Below are 14,962 nucleotides of genomic sequence, written 5' to 3' on the forward strand. Positions count from 1 at the left end.
TATGGAGATAAAACCAATTTCGTTTAAAAATTTAGGAACTATTGCTAGTTTGCAAGTCCATCAAAATCAAAAGCCTTTTCAATTGGAAGAAATGAGAACAGATTATAAGCAAGGTAAAATTGAAGCATCACGTAAAAGTTATGCTGAATTAGTACAATCCTATAGCAATATTCGTAGAGAGATAAGCCCAACAAAACTCGTTAACGAGCAAACCAATTCCATTGATATTGCGAATGGTGTGTACTATCATCTAGGTTTAGTAAATGGAAAACCTCTGAATGGGACACTTTTAACTGGTGGCGGTTTTAATTCAAATTTCAGTCCTATGATATGGGATAATCCAAACTCTAATGTTGTAACACCAGAGCAACGAGAAGCCCTTAAAATACATCGCTCTTATTCACAAGTTGAACGTCAAGGAGCCAATGAACTTGTGAATGTTTTCATGAGGCTTGCTCGTATGACCGATGGAAATGCTGTAGCAAATGCCAATAATGATAAAATGTTCACACAACATTTTCCGAAGTTTGCGGAAGGAGTAGGACTTGATTTAAGTAAGCCCTTCACTATTAATGGCAAGTCATTTATGTATTCAAAGGGGGTATTACAGGCACTAAATAACGAAGTTTAGAGATGGTAGTATTGGTATTGTCAGTTCCGCATTTACTCATAAAACATACCTACCTGTTTCCATTTGTTGATATAACACCTGAGGAGTATGAGCAGCAGAAAAAAATAAGTGTTATACCTTATGCTTCTGCCCCACCTTTCAGTTATGTAGAAGTTTATGTAGCAGTATCAACTAATTACCCTACTTATGAGTATTTTAGCCAAAATCAATTATCTTTTGTTCAAGACCATGGTGGAGCTGAAATATACATCGTAACAGAAGAAATCGGTTATGGACATATAAGAAAAGCAGAATTAAACGGTAGTAAACTAACAGAAAAACAACGCTTATTTATAGATTATAATAATGATACTATTGTAGATGGTTACTATATTTGGTGAGATGCTAGTGGCTACGAGGATGGCTCTTTCTATTATGAAAATACATCTACGAATTACCCATGGAATAAAATGTTTGATTCAATGTATATTAAGTAAATATTAATAGGAAAGGGTGAAAATAGAATGGTAAACGCAATTACTGCTCAGCAACTTGGTTCTTGGTACACTGTCAGTCAGCGTATGACAACATCGTCACAGCAAGCTTCATTTTCAATACAAAAGGTAAATGACACAACACCTTCTACTACAAATAACAATGTGTGGGAGGAGCTTTCACAAACGTATAATATACGAAATGCTACATTTAATGAAATAAAAGAAATAGCAAGTACACTCCATAAAGCAGGTGCAATTTCTGGTAGGGATGTAGCGATCTTAACATTTGATTATGACAGAGCTGCGAATGATATTGGAAGATATGCACCAATATCTGTTTCTACTAATTTCAGCCTGTATGAAACGGATGCAGATGAACTTGGTCGAAGGGATTGGATTGCTGAGTTTGGTGCACGCGCACAAAAAGACCTTCAATTTGGAAATTTAGTAGGTTATTCTGCGAAAACAAAAATACTGAATATTTTGCAGCAGCTAGAAAAGTAAGCTAGGCATTTCATTTAGGTGATAAATATAAATAAAGAGTAGCAAATGAGTAGTCATTCAAAGTAAATTTTACTTTTGAAGATACCAACTTTGCTACTCTATTTTTGTCATTATTTTAGTTAGCAAAGGAAAAGAGTTTAAAAACTGGAGTGTCCTTATCTTCATCATAGTTATCTAGTGTGTAAAGTTGATTTGCTTCCTGAGGTGTAAGGTCAGAAAAGGTTGATTCTTGTGCTTGTTGTTTTCGCTTTTGTCGATAAACATCAACCGCTTCATGCTTTAATACTTGTTTACAAAAGCTATTAAATGCACAACGCACTTGCCACTCGGTACGAATAGATTCCATGCGCTCACCTCTCTTCACTAGCGCAAAGGTGTCGGTGATTTCCCCTTTCATAACCTTCAACGGAATTTTTTCTAAAATGCCAAAACTATGATGAAAATTTTTAGACTTTGAAGTAAAAAGTTGAATCTAAGTCAAGTAGATATAAAACAGCATTCAAATAGGTTTTATGTAATAAGGGAATTTAGGTAATAAGAGATGGTTGGAATGTCAACACTAAACTAGACAAAAATTATGTGGGCTGTAGCTTGAATTCCATCGGCGTTAAATAGCCCAAAGTTCCATGGATACGGATGTTATTAAACCAGTGAACATAATCATCCAGTTCAAGAGCGAGCTGTTGAAGGGAAGAGAAGTGGGCTTGGTTGGCGAATTCGGTTTTAAATACCTGAAATGTCGCTTCGGCCACGGCGTTATCATAAGGGCAACCCTTCATACTTAACGAACGCTGGATACCAAACGTTTCAAGTGCTTCAGAAATCAGCTTGTTATCGAATTCCTTCCCTCGATCGGTGTGAAACATGTTCACTTCATTTAGGTTCGTTTTCATACTTGCTAATGCTTTATACACAAGGTCTGCTGTTTTGTTTTCTCCAACACTATGACCAATGATTTCTCGATTGAAAAGATCAATAAATAAGCATACATCGTGCCACTTTTTTCCGACACGGACGTATGTTAAATCACTAACAACGACAGCTAATTGCTTGTCCTGTTTGAATTTTCGTTGTAATTCATTCTTTACTGGTGCTTCATTACCGTTTGATTTATGTGGCTTAAATTGCGCTACTGTGTAGTTTGAAACCAAGCCGATTTCACGCATTAAACGGCCAATTCGGCGTCTTGAAACTTGTTTTGGCTCTGCTAATTTCATTAGTTCCTTTTTGATTTTGCGTGTACCATAGTTATTTCGACTGGCTTTGAAAATACGTGCAATTTCTTTTGAAAGAGCCGCATCTTCTGCTTTTTTCGCACGTTCACCCGATAAATCTGCATGGTAGTAATACGTGCTTCTTTTAATCTCGAGGACGGCACACATTGCTGATACCGAATACTTGTGAGCGTTATGACGAATCACATTTATTTTCGTCCCATGATCAGCGCCGCTTGCTTTAAAATATCGTTTTCCATCAGTAAGCGTTGATTTTCTTTTCGTAAGCGATTCAGTTCATTTTCTTCTTCTGTACGGTTATCCTTTGCAGCGAAAGAACCGGTTGCTTGGTGATTTTTGATCCATTTATCTAAGGCTGACGCAGTTAAATCGTATTCACGGACAATATCTGCACGTGACTTTCCGTTTTCATAAAGCTTCACCATTTGCAGTTTAAATTCAGGTGTAAATGTTCGACGTTGACGTGTTATAAAAGCACGCTCCCTTTATTTAATAGTCTAAGTTTACAACCCCTCATTTATTCTGTCTAACTTAGTGTAGCCTATCCACTACTAGGTCATCGTTTTGAGTACTGTATCACCTAAACTGCTAATTTCCGAAGTGCTTATTATATAATATGGTAAGCCATTTTAAAATATCTATTTATAATCACTAGCGTCGCATTAAAATAATCTAACACATTCAAGGAGATTGAATTTTCTGTAATATAAGCCAAGCACAAAAAAATCCTTTATACTGGTTGGGCGGTAGGTAACCATCCAAATCCAAAATAAAGGACACATACATGAATAAGTTTACACGAAAAACATCCTTTGAACAATGGCTTTCACCAATTTCTACTACAAAACTTGCGGAATTGGTTGAAATCCATCAATTAAATGCCTATACCAAGAAGCTACACATTACTTCCTTCTTGAAATTACTGCTGTTTGCGCAGCTAAATGAAATTGAAAGCTTACGTGCGGTCAGTGAAACACTGTTTTCAGATGACCTTCAACAAGCAACTGCATTGGATTCTATCAGCTTTTCACAACTAGGCCGCCGATTGAATCAAGTCCCAACTGAAGTTTTTCAACAGGTGTTTCTCGATTTAGTCACGCAAATTCATAAGAAGTCGCAGTATGAACAACGTCGTAAGGACTCGACACCGCTGAAAATCATGGATTCGAGTACATTGCCACTTCATTTAAACCATCACAAATGGGCTGAATTCCGCAAAACCAAATCGGGCATCAAGCTTCATTTGCGCTTTGTTTTCTTAGAAAAAGGCTGTTCCTACCCAGATAAAGCGGTGCTAACAAACGCGAAAGAACACGATCGAGGCCAGCTAGAAGTACTCGTTGACGACAAGGAATGCCTGTACGTGTTTGACCGTGGTTACTTGGATTACGAACGCTTTGATCGCATGACAGACGATGGTTATTTCTTCGTCTCTCGCTTGCGGAAAAACGCTGTTATTCGTGTAGTTGAACGGTTTGAACGTTCAAAAGATTCACTTGTCTCATCGGATGAGATGATTTTAATTGGCAGCACACAAAATCGAGCAGAAAATGTCTTTCGTCGCATCCAAGTGTTGGATTCAAGAGGAAACGAACTGCAACTCATCACCAATCGGTTCGACCTCAGCGCTGACGAAATCGCGGAATTGTACAAATCACGCTGGGCCATCGAGCTGTTTTTCAAATGGTTAAAGCAGCACTTGAACATCAAAAAGTTCTACGCGCAGCGTGAGCAAGGTGTGCACAACCAAGTGTACATCGCGCTGATTGTCTATTGTCTGCATGTGCTAGCACAGCTGAACACAAACAGCTCAAAAACGTACTGACAAATCAGTCGTTTACTCCAAGCAGCACCGTGGAAATCCGCTCACTTATGGATTCGAAAAATCGCCGGAAAAGTAGTACCATAAAGGCTTGACCATTTCTGTCGCATTCGCCAAAAGTTATAGTAAAAAAATGGATGATTACTACCGCTGTTCAAGTGTCTTTGTTTTTCTTCTCAAACGGAAAAATAAAAAAACAGAAAATTCAATTAAAATTTATGCAACGCTAGTGATTTATAATATATACTAAACTCAAACTTAAAGTTTGAAGTTAGAGTTGTTTAAGAAGTAATCTTTAGAAGGGAGGCTATAATAATTTATACTACAATAATTAGAAAAGGACTATATAAATGAGGGGTGTTAAGTATTTATGGATCAATCGTTAGCTATTCGGAATATTAAAATTGTTCTGAGAATATTAAATGTATTATTAATATCTACAATAGTAATCATATCTTCATTAATTTTATTACTCTTGGGTGTATTAATTGTAGCTTTAACAGTCTCTGGTGATAAGATTAGTGAACTAGTTTTACATTCTAACATTGACATTTCTTTTAATTTTAATGGAATAACGATTCTTTTAAATAAAGATATTGTAAGTAATTTTGTTTATGATAAAAGTGAAACTATCTTATTAATAATACTCTCGACGATCTTTACCTTGGTTATTATGTCAATTCTTGTTTTATTAAAAAAGTTTATTAAAGCAGTAATTGCTGGGGATATATTTACTGTTAGAAATAGTAAAAGAATAGAGTTGGTAGCATATAGTTTATTGGTTTTAAGTTTTTTAAGTAATACGGTTCATGCATACTTAATTTCAACTGTATTACATATGTTTTTAAATAATAATGAATTACAAAATATTGAATGGATTCAATCAGTTTCTCTTAGATTTTTTGATATAAATTGGAGTATACTACTTTGTAGTTTTATAGTTTGGACAATAGGTAGGATATTTAGATATGGATCTTTTTTACAAGAAGAGTATGATGCAACAGCATAGGAAGTGAAGAGATTGGCGATTATAGTAAGGTTGGACCGTGTATTGGCTGATAGAAAAATGCAATTAAGTGAGCTTGCAGAAGCAGTAGATATTTCGATTGTCAATTTATCTAATTTAAAAACGGGGAAGGTAAAGGCAATACGTTTTTCTACTTTAAATGCAATTTGTAAAGTTTTGCAATGTCAGCCAGGGGATATTTTAGAGTATGCTGATGATACCAATGAATAAAAAAATATATTTTCTAAAATGGGGCTGGGACAAAACCCATTCCCAAATTTAAAAGCCGGTGAAATTTTACTGATTGTAAAATTTCACCGGCTTTTATTTTCGGATTAAAAATAAGGACCTCTTCTGATAAAATTAAGTTACCACACAAAATCAATCTATATATAAGGTGATTAACTTTTAGACTTACACTCTTTTTCTTCGTTTTCCTGTATACTATTCTTAATAGATATGAAACGGAGAAAAATGATGCGTAAAATTGTCCTAATTCCTGAAGAACAAATTCCTGCTGCTTTAGAAGAATTAAAGCTTGTCATGAAAGAAGAAAACAATCATAAAATGTTCGTTCGCTACCAAGTGATTTATATGTTACTTTCCGGCGAATCGTATGAAAAAATTGTCGACTATACAGGTCTTTCTTTAGCGACGCTGTTCAATTATCGCAAAGCTTATTGTGAAAAAGGGATCGCTGGACTTGGACGTAAAAAACAACCTGGTCGAAAGCGTCATTTAACGGCTGAACAAGAAGCACGAGTCGTCGCGACAATTGTCAACCAAACGCCTAAAGATGCTGGTTTTCCCGTTGAAATGAACTGGACAGCGCCTCTTCTTCGCGATTGGATTGAGCGAACATTTGGTGTGTCTTTTTCTGTACGTGGGACACGTGATTTATTGTACCGTCTTGGTTTAAGTTATACGAAACCAACGTATACATTGGAAAAAGCAGACCCCCTCAAACAAGCAGTTTTCCTTGAAAAATTTGAACAGGCGAAAAAAAACTAATTCATGGTCAAATTGATCGTATTTTATTTGAAGACGAGTCAATGATCCGTGATTACCAAGCGATTTCCAACACGTGGTTTCTTAAAGGTCAACAAAAAATCATTCCAACATATGGCCGACATCAAGGGGTTAAGCTAATTGGTACATTGGATTACGAAACGGGCGATGTATTTTGCGTGCAAGAAGAACAATATACCGCTGTTGAATTCCTAAGTTTTTTAGAAAAAGTCATCGCTCGTTATCCGAATGAACGCATCGTGATGGTATTAGACAATGCGCGCATACACCATGCGAAATTGATTCAACCATTTTTAGAAAAGTATCAAGATTTCTTTGAATTTCTGTTCCTTCCGCCGTACAGTCCCAATTTAAATTTAATCGAAGGACTGTGGAAATGGATGAAGACAACGGTGATCCACAATGTCTTTTACTCAAATGTCGGAAAGATTCAACGTGCTGTCCAAGGCTTTATCCAAATGATTAATCAAACACCTGAAAATACGGTGAATAGGCTGTGCTTGAAACTCTAATTTTCTTTCACCGTATATATAGAAAGAAGGATCCTTATGTTTAAAGATTATAACATGAATCAACTTGTTTTACCGCTGGATGTCGAAATAAAATTACAAGAAAATGATATCGCCTTCTCTATTCATCAATTAGTGGAAAGTATCCCCTCAGAAGCTTTCGCTCCTTTTCTTCAACAAACTGGCTGTCCAGCGTATCATCCACGTATGATGTTAAAGCTCATTTTATGTGGTTATACCCAATCGGCTTTCTCCGGTCGTCGAATCGAGGACCTCACAAAAGATAGCCTACGTATGATGTGGCTGGCACAAGGCTATCAACCAAGTTATCGTACCATCAATCGTTTCCGTGTTCACCCATTGACAAAGGAGCTGCTTCGTCAATGTTTCGTGCAATTCCGTTGTCAATTGGTGAAGGAAGACCTGATTGCGCAAGAAGCCATTTTTATTGACGGCACGAAAATCGAAGCAAATGCGAACAAGTTCACCTTTGTGTGGAAACGTTCAATTGAAAAATATGAAGCGAGTTTGGTGGAAAAATCAAACCAGCTGTATGAGGAATTACTGCAACAACAAATTATACCAGCCATCGAACAAGAAGTGGAAACGCAGCTGTCCATCACTGAATTAAAACAAGTGGCAGAAAAATTAGAAGAAGTCGTAGCCGACTATACAGAAAGAATCGAGCAATCCGAAGAGGCCCAAGAGCGAAAGCAGCTGCGCAGCGAACGGAAAACGCCAAAACAACAATGGAAACAAGTAAACGAGTGGATCACACGCAAACAGAAATATGAACAGGATTTTGCGATTTTCGGCAAACGAAATAGCTATGCCAAAGCAGGGACTCTCTACCGTCAACGAAAAGTAGATATAGAACCAGTTTTTGGATGTCTGAAGGCTAATTTAGGTTTTACTCACTTTTCGGTTCTTGGCCAATCGAAGGTAGAAAACGAAATTGGCTTCGCTTTGATGGCCGTGAATCTACGAAAGTATGGGAGGAAGAGGAAATTTTCTGCCAATTTTTCCACCCACACATCAAAAAATCGAAATCACCTGATGCGATTTCGATTTTTTGTATGGACTAGAACTATTTATGTCCCAGCCTCTTCTTAAATTTGGGAATGGGTTTTGTCCCAGCCCCATTTTTTTGTGCTGTCTTAAGAAGAACCTTATTCATTTTTCGCACTCACAAGTGAAACATAAAAATTACGCTGTTGAGAAGGTTGTATTTTGATAAGTTTCTAAATAAAGGATATTTATTTGATTGACCATTATTCAAAACAAAAAACTTATTGAAAATCGGAATTTTTGAATAATTTATGAAAATGAATAAAAAATTAATGTTTTTCGTTAAAAAAATATTGATTGTAATTAAATAGAAGGTGTATATTAGTTTTAAAGAAAAACAAATATTCCGAAAATGAGGGTGTGTATATGTTAAAGAATAACTTTTGTTTTGATAAGAATGTTAGGATGTTTGAAATCGAAGGGATTAAAATGATTGGCAACACGGCAAATGGGTCAATTATAGGGCTTGATGATGATGGGGATGAATTAGTTCAAAAGTTAATGAATGATCAGTCACTAACAGAAGAAGATTTAAATGAAAAGACAGTACAGATTTTAGAATGTATGAAGGACTTAGGGTTTTTTGAAGGAGCTAGTAATGACAGTAAATTAAAGGCTGCTTACTTACATTTAACAGATCGCTGTAATTTAAATTGTATTGGCTGTTATTCATATGTTGAGAATCGTAATACACAAGATGTTTTACCATTTGAAAGTATATGCAGAATACTAGATGAGTTAACGAAAAATGGAGTAGAAGAACTTGTGTTTTCCGGTGGAGAACCCTTTATTAGGAAAGATATTGCTGACATTTGCCGCTATGCAAAAGAAGTGGCAAACATAAAGTCTTTAAGTGTTATTACAAACGGAACTATGCTTTATGAGCGCCATTTAAATGCACTCCAATATATTGATATCTTAAATATATCAATAGATGGCTATAATGAAGAAACTCAATTTATTAGGGATACAGGAATTATGAAGCGAATTGTTTCAAATATTGAATATTTAAAACCTCTAGTATCACTCAATTTAATTGCAACTATTCATAAAAGGAACTTGGAATATGCGCAAGAGTATATTAATTTCGCAAATGATTTAGGAGTTCGACTTTCATTTAGTATTTTTACAGTTGATCCAAATAATGAAGAGTTCAAGGATTACATTTTTGATAATAAATCACTTGTTGATTTTTCTAAAAAGGTTCTAACGTTTGATGAAGATGTTCCAATTATGGATATGCCAACTGGCGAAGTCTGTTTAACTTGCCGAGGTAATTGTGAAGTAGGAAAAGAGATGGTCAGTATTGCCGCTGATGGATCGATTTATCCTTGCCATATGCTACATGATAATGAACTTCGAATGGGAAATATTTTACAAGATGAATTAGGCAGCATATTAAAATCTGAAGAAAACGTATTTAATTTCTTGACTGTTGAAGAGGTTAATGGCTGCAAGGATTGTTCGTATCGCTACTTATGTGGGGGTGGATGTAGGGGGAGAAGCTGGTTATATAATAAAACATTAACCGATAGAGATTCGTATTGTCCTTTCATTAAAACTTTTTATCGAGGGACAGTGAAACGATTGAAAGAAACTATAACTCAGTAAACTATAGAACCTTGAAAGGAGATGAATTTCATATGTTATTCGCGACTAAAAAAGCTGAAGCAAAACCAAACTGCGTTAGTGTGGGATACTTTGTTTGTGTAAGTTATGGTAAAGACTGGTAAATTGAGGAACTATAGCTCAATGAACTTTAGAAATTTCACTTGAAAGGAGGTGGATTTACATATGTTATTCGCGACTAAAAAAGCTGAAGTAAAACCAAACTGTGTTTCTGTTGGGTTTGTTGTTTGTGTAAGTTATGTCAAAGATTGGTAATTTTCTAATAGGTAGCTTTTACATGCTATAAAAGCTACCTATTCAATATTGTGAGGTGATGATTATGTTATTGCAATTTGATAATGTCACAAAGATATATAAATCATCTACTACAAAAGCCTTAGATAATTTCTCTACAGAAATTAGAGGTGGAGAAGTCGTGGGCTTAATTGGTAAAAATGGTTCGGGAAAAACTACATTAATGAATTGTTTAACAAATAATATACATTTAACTTCAGGTGAAATTCATTATAAAGGAAAAAACCTGATGGAGAACAAAAATGAAATTTCAGAATTTGGTGTTTTAATAGAAAGTTCCTTTGTAGACTATTTAAATGCCTATCAAAATTTAGAACTATTATTGATTGCTGAGGGTTTAAGTAATAAAAAAGAAATTAAAGTAGAAATTGAAAGAGTTCTAAATCTTGTTGGTTTATTAAATCGTAAACAGGATTATGTAAAAAGTTTTTCATTTGGAATGAGGCAAAGACTGGGGCTAGCACAAGCATTGTTACGTGATAAAAGAGTTTTAATTTTAGATGAGCCCTTAGTGGGGTTAGACGTTATAGGGCGAAATTTAGTGAAAAATTTGATAGTTGATTTAGCAAAGAAAGAAGGCAAAGCAATTATATTCTCAGATCACAACTTAAGCGAAGTTAAAGATGTTTGTGATCGAATTATCTATATCGAAAATGGTGTAAAAGTTTTTGATGATGTCTTTGATGATAATAAAAGATATATTGTGGAAATTGACGAACGTTCCAAAGTCTTTGAAAGTGAAAATTATCAGCGTTCAGATGAAAATTGTATAGTTATAAAAGAAAAAGAGCAATTAAATGAAGTAATTACTCAAATTGTTCAACAAGGGATACCTATAGTTGATATTAAAGTAAATGAATCTTCCTTAATGGAACTGTTCAAAGGGGAGTAAATTATGGTGAACTTTAATACAGTCTACAAAATAGAATGGAAAAAATTGATAAAAAGAAGAGAACTTATAGCATTTGTAACTATGATAGGAATCCCTTTACTATACAGTTTAGGGGCATATTTCGAATCCTCAATTATAGTTTTTAATAGTGATGAAAAAGAATATGCAGGAAGCTTTGTAATAAATATGCTCATATTTGGTAAAATGTTATTCATTTACTTTTTAATTGCTGCTTTATTTGCAACAAAATCATTGGGAGGAGAAATAGAGAACCGTAGTATTCTGCTATATACACAACGTATACCAAATAGAGCAAAAATATATCGTGCAAAGCTTGTAAGTATGTACAGTGCAGTTATTTCTGTAATTATATTTTATTCGATTATCTCTTTAATACTATATTACTCTTTCGTAGTACATAGAGAAGATATTGCAACAAAGCAATTTATAAGAGCTGATGAATTTTTAAATTTATTATATGTTGGGTTAGGTATAGCATTTCTGTATTTACTTGTTATTTCGTTTAGTATGATGTTAAGCACAATCTTAAAATCTAATACAGCCACAATCATATTTTGTTTAATATTCATAGTACTTACATTTATGGCTAATTTCCCGGTGTTTAAATATATATCATTTGATTACTATCTAGGTGAATTAATTGATATGAATTTTACAAGTAATTACGAACTTACTAAATTCTTTTTAACATATGTAGTTCTTATACTAGTAATGATTATTACTAGCAATAGAATTGGGATATATCTTTTTACAAGGAGGGACTTGTAAATGAACTCATATAGTGGCCATATAACCACCTCTAAAGACAAATCTAATATAGTTATCGACATTCTATTTGTTCTCTTTTTACCTCTTCTCTTAGTACCACTTTTGGGATTGATCTTATATTTCTCATTTCCCAATGTCGATTCTAGAGCATTTAGTATTTTCGTAGTTTTCTTAAGTATGGCGTCTGGCTTCTGTATACTTCCTTATATTTACATGAAAAAGAAATATGATCTAACTATTGGTGATTTTGGTATTAGAGCGCTAAATATAAAAACAGCAATAATAGGAATTGTGTATTTAATTTTACTAGAAGTCTACCTGTTTTATACTGGCCACACAGTCTCATTTCTTGTAGTTAACAGTATTCAAATGGCTATAGTAGCATTTACAGAAGAATTTTGGGCAAGAGGGGCAGTGTGTTATTTATTGTATAAAATTTCTAACAGGCCTTGGTTTATTATTTTGTTGAGCAGTTTGTTTTTTGCATTTTTAACTCATATTAATGAGCCATTTATAGATAATTTACTTTATAGATTGCCGGGTGCTTTAGTAATGGGGATTATATATGTCCGAACTCGAAATCTACTGTATACTATATTATTCCACTTCTCTTATAACATGATTTTTATTTAGGGGGGATATTAAATGAAAAATAAAATTCTTTACTTCTTGACGGTGATCGTTCAAATTTCATTTTTCGTAATATTTTTATTAATGGAAGAAATAGATGTAATCCAGTTATTAATACTTATTTTTTTCCCAATGATAATAAGTGTTATTCTTTTACTGTTTGTTAACTTGCCAGAAAAGAAACCATATATAAGTTTTATTTTATTCGCATTACCAAATCTTTTATTCAGTATTGCTACTACTGTAGTTATTCAGCCGCGTATAGATGGGATTTTAGAAAGAAGTATGAAGTATCAATCAGGTAATTTAGAGGTTACAGCTAGTAACTCGATTTTTGGATCGTTATTATTAATTCTAATGGGCAGTTTTATTCTGCACTATGTTTTCGGTCAGTTAAAGTTTAGATTAAGTAGGACTTAAATATGAAAATGATTCGATGGAATCCCCAATTTATTTTTGTTTTAATATTACAGTTTTTTGCTGCTTCTGTATCTGTATTATTCCCAATTGCGTTAATGTATATTACAGACAGTTTAGTTGAATTAAAAATCGAAAAGTTGTTTCCGTTATTTGGAGTGTGTTTATTGCTGGGCATTGGACAAATGGTATTGCAATATTTTGCAGGAGTTATGGGGAATATCTATATTGCAAATTGTATGATCAATTTGAGAAGTACACTACATCGAGCAATGATTAGCACTTCATATGATGAATTTAAAAAGTACAACACAGAAGAATATAACACCTTATATTTTTCAAATCTTAATCAATTAGAGACAAACTACTACTCGTCTATTTTTAGCATAATAAATAAAGGGCTTTTATTAGGCTGTTCTATTGTAACTTTAATCATATTACAGCCTATTTTGACATTAGCCCTTGTCTTTATTATAGGATTAGTGAGTATATTACCAGTATTGTTTTCTAAACGTATTATCAGATTGAAAGAGGATCATATTTCTGCAAATGAACAATATGTCAACATCATTCAGGAGATGATAGCGGGCTTTCCTATAATAAGAGTGTATAGAAAAGCAGATATTTTTAGTTCTAGAGGAGATAAAGTAGTAAAAAGCTTAGAAATTAAAAATATGAAGCTACAAAATATGATTATTTTAGCTAATGTATTGTTTGGAAGTATAACGATAGTAATGATGTTAGTTATTTTCTTGTTTGGAGGGTACTTAGTAAGCCAAAAATTACTTACAATCGGAGCACTCATTGCATTCATTCAATTAATAATGTATGTTGTTGAACCGGCTATTAGCATAGCGCAAGAGTTTAATAAAGTTAATTCTACTAAACCTATTAGAAAGCAAATGCAATTCATTTCAGATCTACCGGTAGCTCAATATATGCATCTTGAAAATGAAGAGATTTCTACTATAAAGTTACGAAATGTTTCCTATTACTATAGTAATAATGAGAAACCATTATTCAAAGAATTGAACCTTTGTTTTGAAAAAGGGAAATCATATGTTTTAGTTGGAGAAAATGGGTCAGGTAAATCTACATTATTAAAAATTATAGCTGGATTAATCGAAAAATATTCTGGAGAATTATTGGTTAATGATGTACAACAGAAAGGCCCTTATTTATCAGTAGGTTACGTTGACCAAAATAACTTTTTATTTAAAGATACATTATTGAATAATATTCAGTTGTTTCAAGATAACGATACGGATATAAAATCCTTACTAAAGCATTTAAAATTTGACCAGCTTGAGGAAAGACTTAAAACAGACGTTGGTTATAATGGAGAGTATTTATCGGGAGGACAACGTCAAAAGGTGGCTATTGCAAGAGCAATTTTAGATAATCCCCAAGTAATACTGTTAGATGAACCGAGCTCAGCTCTAGATAAGGAAAATGTTAAGGTACTTCACAAAGTGATAAGTACACTAAAGGATTGTATTTGCATTATGGTTACCCATGATGAAGAATTGATCTCGTCTGCATTTGATGTAATCATTAAGTTGAAAGATGGAGAAGTCGAAATCTATGATTCAACTTATATAGGTAGTGAATGATATTAATCATAATTCTATGTTGATTATTTAATAATCCCGATTATTTAAATCGAGTATTTAGTTTTTAAGATAGGAGCCATTGATACATCAACATTTATAGAGGGAGGGTAGACATTATGAAAGAGTATAAATTTGAGCGGATTAAACTAAAAGGCCTACCAGGATTTTATACGAAACCTCAAGAAGACTATATAGAGATTATAAACGAGAATGTAAAAGAAGGATGGGAAATAGTGCAACTATTCGCTCCTCCATTTTCCTTTTATGGAGGAGCAAAATATATTGACCTTATTTTTCAACGTGAAAAAAATTAAGTATAGATAAAAACATCCGTTTGCTAATAAGGTAAACGGTTTTTTGATGTAACAAGTATAGCTATCATAGTTCAAAGTGTTATGTCTAACGATGGTTTTTGTTT

General features: G+C 33.7%; 16 protein-coding genes and 1 pseudogene. 15 read left to right on the forward strand and 2 right to left on the reverse strand.

All coding sequences use genetic code 11. From position 1 onward, the window contains the following. The first annotated feature begins 1 nt into the window (after window position 1). The 3 genes from MHB42_RS08195 to MHB42_RS08205 all read left to right on the forward strand — a co-directional run bounded on the left by MHB42_RS08195 (window position 2) and on the right by MHB42_RS08205 (window position 1,611). Complete coding sequence (locus MHB42_RS08195; RefSeq protein ID WP_340805444.1) at window positions 2-631, forward strand: hypothetical protein; 630 nt, start codon at window positions 2-4, stop codon at window positions 629-631. A gap of 2 nt (window positions 632-633) precedes the next feature. Then, window positions 634-1,011: a DUF4879 domain-containing protein gene (locus MHB42_RS08200; protein ID WP_340805445.1), complete on the forward strand. Its 378-nt coding sequence runs from the start codon at window positions 634-636 to the stop codon at window positions 1,009-1,011. A 123-nt stretch (window positions 1,012-1,134) separates the two neighbouring features. After that, window positions 1,135-1,611, forward strand: coding sequence for a hypothetical protein (locus tag MHB42_RS08205; protein ID WP_340805446.1), 477 nt, complete (start codon window positions 1,135-1,137; stop codon window positions 1,609-1,611). 115 nt (window positions 1,612-1,726) lie between these two features. Here MHB42_RS08205 and MHB42_RS08210 read toward each other — a convergent pair whose 3' ends face one another. After that, complete coding sequence (locus MHB42_RS08210) at window positions 1,727-1,957, reverse strand: hypothetical protein (protein WP_340805447.1); 231 nt, start codon at window positions 1,955-1,957, stop codon at window positions 1,727-1,729. Between the two features lie 229 nt (window positions 1,958-2,186). Then, window positions 2,187-3,271 (reverse strand): IS3 family transposase gene (locus tag MHB42_RS08215; protein ID WP_340805448.1). Its coding sequence is split into 2 segments (ribosomal slippage): window positions 2,187-3,070 and window positions 3,070-3,271, totalling 1,086 coding nucleotides; the frame shifts between segments, so codons are not numbered across the junction. A 359-nt stretch (window positions 3,272-3,630) separates the two neighbouring features. On the opposite strand from MHB42_RS08215, the pseudogene MHB42_RS08220 reads away from it, so the two are divergent. The 12 genes and pseudogenes from MHB42_RS08220 (at window position 3,631) to MHB42_RS08275 (ending at window position 14,858) form a co-directional block, all read left to right on the forward strand. Next, a pseudogene (locus MHB42_RS08220) lies at window positions 3,631-4,755 on the forward strand (IS4 family transposase). Between the two features lie 283 nt (window positions 4,756-5,038). Beyond that, the gene (locus MHB42_RS08225; RefSeq protein ID WP_340805449.1) at window positions 5,039-5,677 is read left to right on the forward strand and encodes a DUF2975 domain-containing protein; all 639 of its coding nucleotides are present in this window, start codon (window positions 5,039-5,041) and stop codon (window positions 5,675-5,677) included. 12 nt (window positions 5,678-5,689) lie between these two features. Continuing rightward, complete coding sequence (locus MHB42_RS08230; protein WP_340805450.1) at window positions 5,690-5,905, forward strand: helix-turn-helix domain-containing protein; 216 nt, start codon at window positions 5,690-5,692, stop codon at window positions 5,903-5,905. Window positions 5,906-6,151: 246 nt separating this feature from the next. Continuing rightward, a protein-coding gene (locus tag MHB42_RS08235) for an IS630 family transposase (RefSeq protein ID WP_340808510.1) occupies window positions 6,152-7,215 on the forward strand; the annotation gives its coding sequence in 2 pieces (ribosomal slippage) (window positions 6,152-6,673 and window positions 6,676-7,215; 1,062 coding nt in all). A gap of 36 nt (window positions 7,216-7,251) precedes the next feature. Next, the gene (locus MHB42_RS08240; protein WP_340805451.1) at window positions 7,252-8,325 is read left to right on the forward strand and encodes a transposase; all 1,074 of its coding nucleotides are present in this window, start codon (window positions 7,252-7,254) and stop codon (window positions 8,323-8,325) included. Window positions 8,326-8,646: 321 nt separating this feature from the next. Next, window positions 8,647-9,891 (forward strand): radical SAM/SPASM domain-containing protein, encoded by a 1,245-nt coding sequence (locus MHB42_RS08245; protein ID WP_340805452.1) that lies wholly within the window; start codon window positions 8,647-8,649, stop codon window positions 9,889-9,891. A gap of 337 nt (window positions 9,892-10,228) precedes the next feature. Then, window positions 10,229-11,095, forward strand: a complete 867-nt coding sequence (locus MHB42_RS08250) for an ABC transporter ATP-binding protein (RefSeq protein ID WP_340805453.1) — start codon at window positions 10,229-10,231, stop codon at window positions 11,093-11,095. A 3-nt stretch (window positions 11,096-11,098) separates the two neighbouring features. Next, on the forward strand, window positions 11,099-11,884 hold the full coding sequence (locus MHB42_RS08255; protein ID WP_340805454.1) for a hypothetical protein: 786 nt from the start codon (window positions 11,099-11,101) through the stop codon (window positions 11,882-11,884). Continuing rightward, window positions 11,885-12,517 (forward strand): CPBP family intramembrane glutamic endopeptidase, encoded by a 633-nt coding sequence (locus MHB42_RS08260; protein ID WP_340805455.1) that lies wholly within the window; start codon window positions 11,885-11,887, stop codon window positions 12,515-12,517. 12 nt (window positions 12,518-12,529) lie between these two features. Then, complete coding sequence (locus tag MHB42_RS08265) at window positions 12,530-12,934, forward strand: hypothetical protein (protein ID WP_340805456.1); 405 nt, start codon at window positions 12,530-12,532, stop codon at window positions 12,932-12,934. 2 nt (window positions 12,935-12,936) lie between these two features. After that, window positions 12,937-14,544, forward strand: a complete 1,608-nt coding sequence (locus MHB42_RS08270) for an ABC transporter ATP-binding protein (RefSeq protein WP_340805457.1) — start codon at window positions 12,937-12,939, stop codon at window positions 14,542-14,544. Between the two features lie 116 nt (window positions 14,545-14,660). After that, a complete protein-coding gene (locus MHB42_RS08275) occupies window positions 14,661-14,858 on the forward strand; it encodes a DUF4177 domain-containing protein (RefSeq protein WP_340805458.1) in 198 nt (65 codons plus the stop codon). The last annotated feature ends 104 nt before the right edge of the window (window positions 14,859-14,962 follow it).

This window comes from Lysinibacillus sp. FSL K6-0232 (assembly GCF_038008325.1).
In the GTDB taxonomy this organism is placed as follows: domain Bacteria; phylum Bacillota; class Bacilli; order Bacillales_A; family Planococcaceae; genus Lysinibacillus.

What these genes read in the sequence shown, in the direction of transcription:
- MHB42_RS08255 (WP_340805454.1), top strand. Translation starts at nt 11,099, where the DNA reads ATGGTGAACTTTAATACAGTCTACAAAATAGAATGGAAAAAATTGATA.
- MHB42_RS08270 (WP_340805457.1), top strand. Translation starts at nt 12,937, where the DNA reads ATGAAAATGATTCGATGGAATCCCCAATTTATTTTTGTTTTAATATTA.
- MHB42_RS08210 (WP_340805447.1), bottom strand. Translation starts at nt 1,957, where the DNA reads ATGGAATCTATTCGTACCGAGTGGCAAGTGCGTTGTGCATTTAATAGC.
- MHB42_RS08265 (WP_340805456.1), top strand. Translation starts at nt 12,530, where the DNA reads ATGAAAAATAAAATTCTTTACTTCTTGACGGTGATCGTTCAAATTTCA.
- MHB42_RS08260 (WP_340805455.1), top strand. Translation starts at nt 11,885, where the DNA reads ATGAACTCATATAGTGGCCATATAACCACCTCTAAAGACAAATCTAAT.
- MHB42_RS08205 (WP_340805446.1), top strand. Translation starts at nt 1,135, where the DNA reads ATGGTAAACGCAATTACTGCTCAGCAACTTGGTTCTTGGTACACTGTC.
- MHB42_RS08225 (WP_340805449.1), top strand. Translation starts at nt 5,039, where the DNA reads ATGGATCAATCGTTAGCTATTCGGAATATTAAAATTGTTCTGAGAATA.
- MHB42_RS08195 (WP_340805444.1), top strand. Translation starts at nt 2, where the DNA reads ATGGAGATAAAACCAATTTCGTTTAAAAATTTAGGAACTATTGCTAGT.
- MHB42_RS08250 (WP_340805453.1), top strand. Translation starts at nt 10,229, where the DNA reads ATGTTATTGCAATTTGATAATGTCACAAAGATATATAAATCATCTACT.
- MHB42_RS08200 (WP_340805445.1), top strand. Translation starts at nt 634, where the DNA reads ATGGTAGTATTGGTATTGTCAGTTCCGCATTTACTCATAAAACATACC.
- MHB42_RS08275 (WP_340805458.1), top strand. Translation starts at nt 14,661, where the DNA reads ATGAAAGAGTATAAATTTGAGCGGATTAAACTAAAAGGCCTACCAGGA.
- MHB42_RS08240 (WP_340805451.1), top strand. Translation starts at nt 7,252, where the DNA reads ATGTTTAAAGATTATAACATGAATCAACTTGTTTTACCGCTGGATGTC.
- MHB42_RS08245 (WP_340805452.1), top strand. Translation starts at nt 8,647, where the DNA reads ATGTTAAAGAATAACTTTTGTTTTGATAAGAATGTTAGGATGTTTGAA.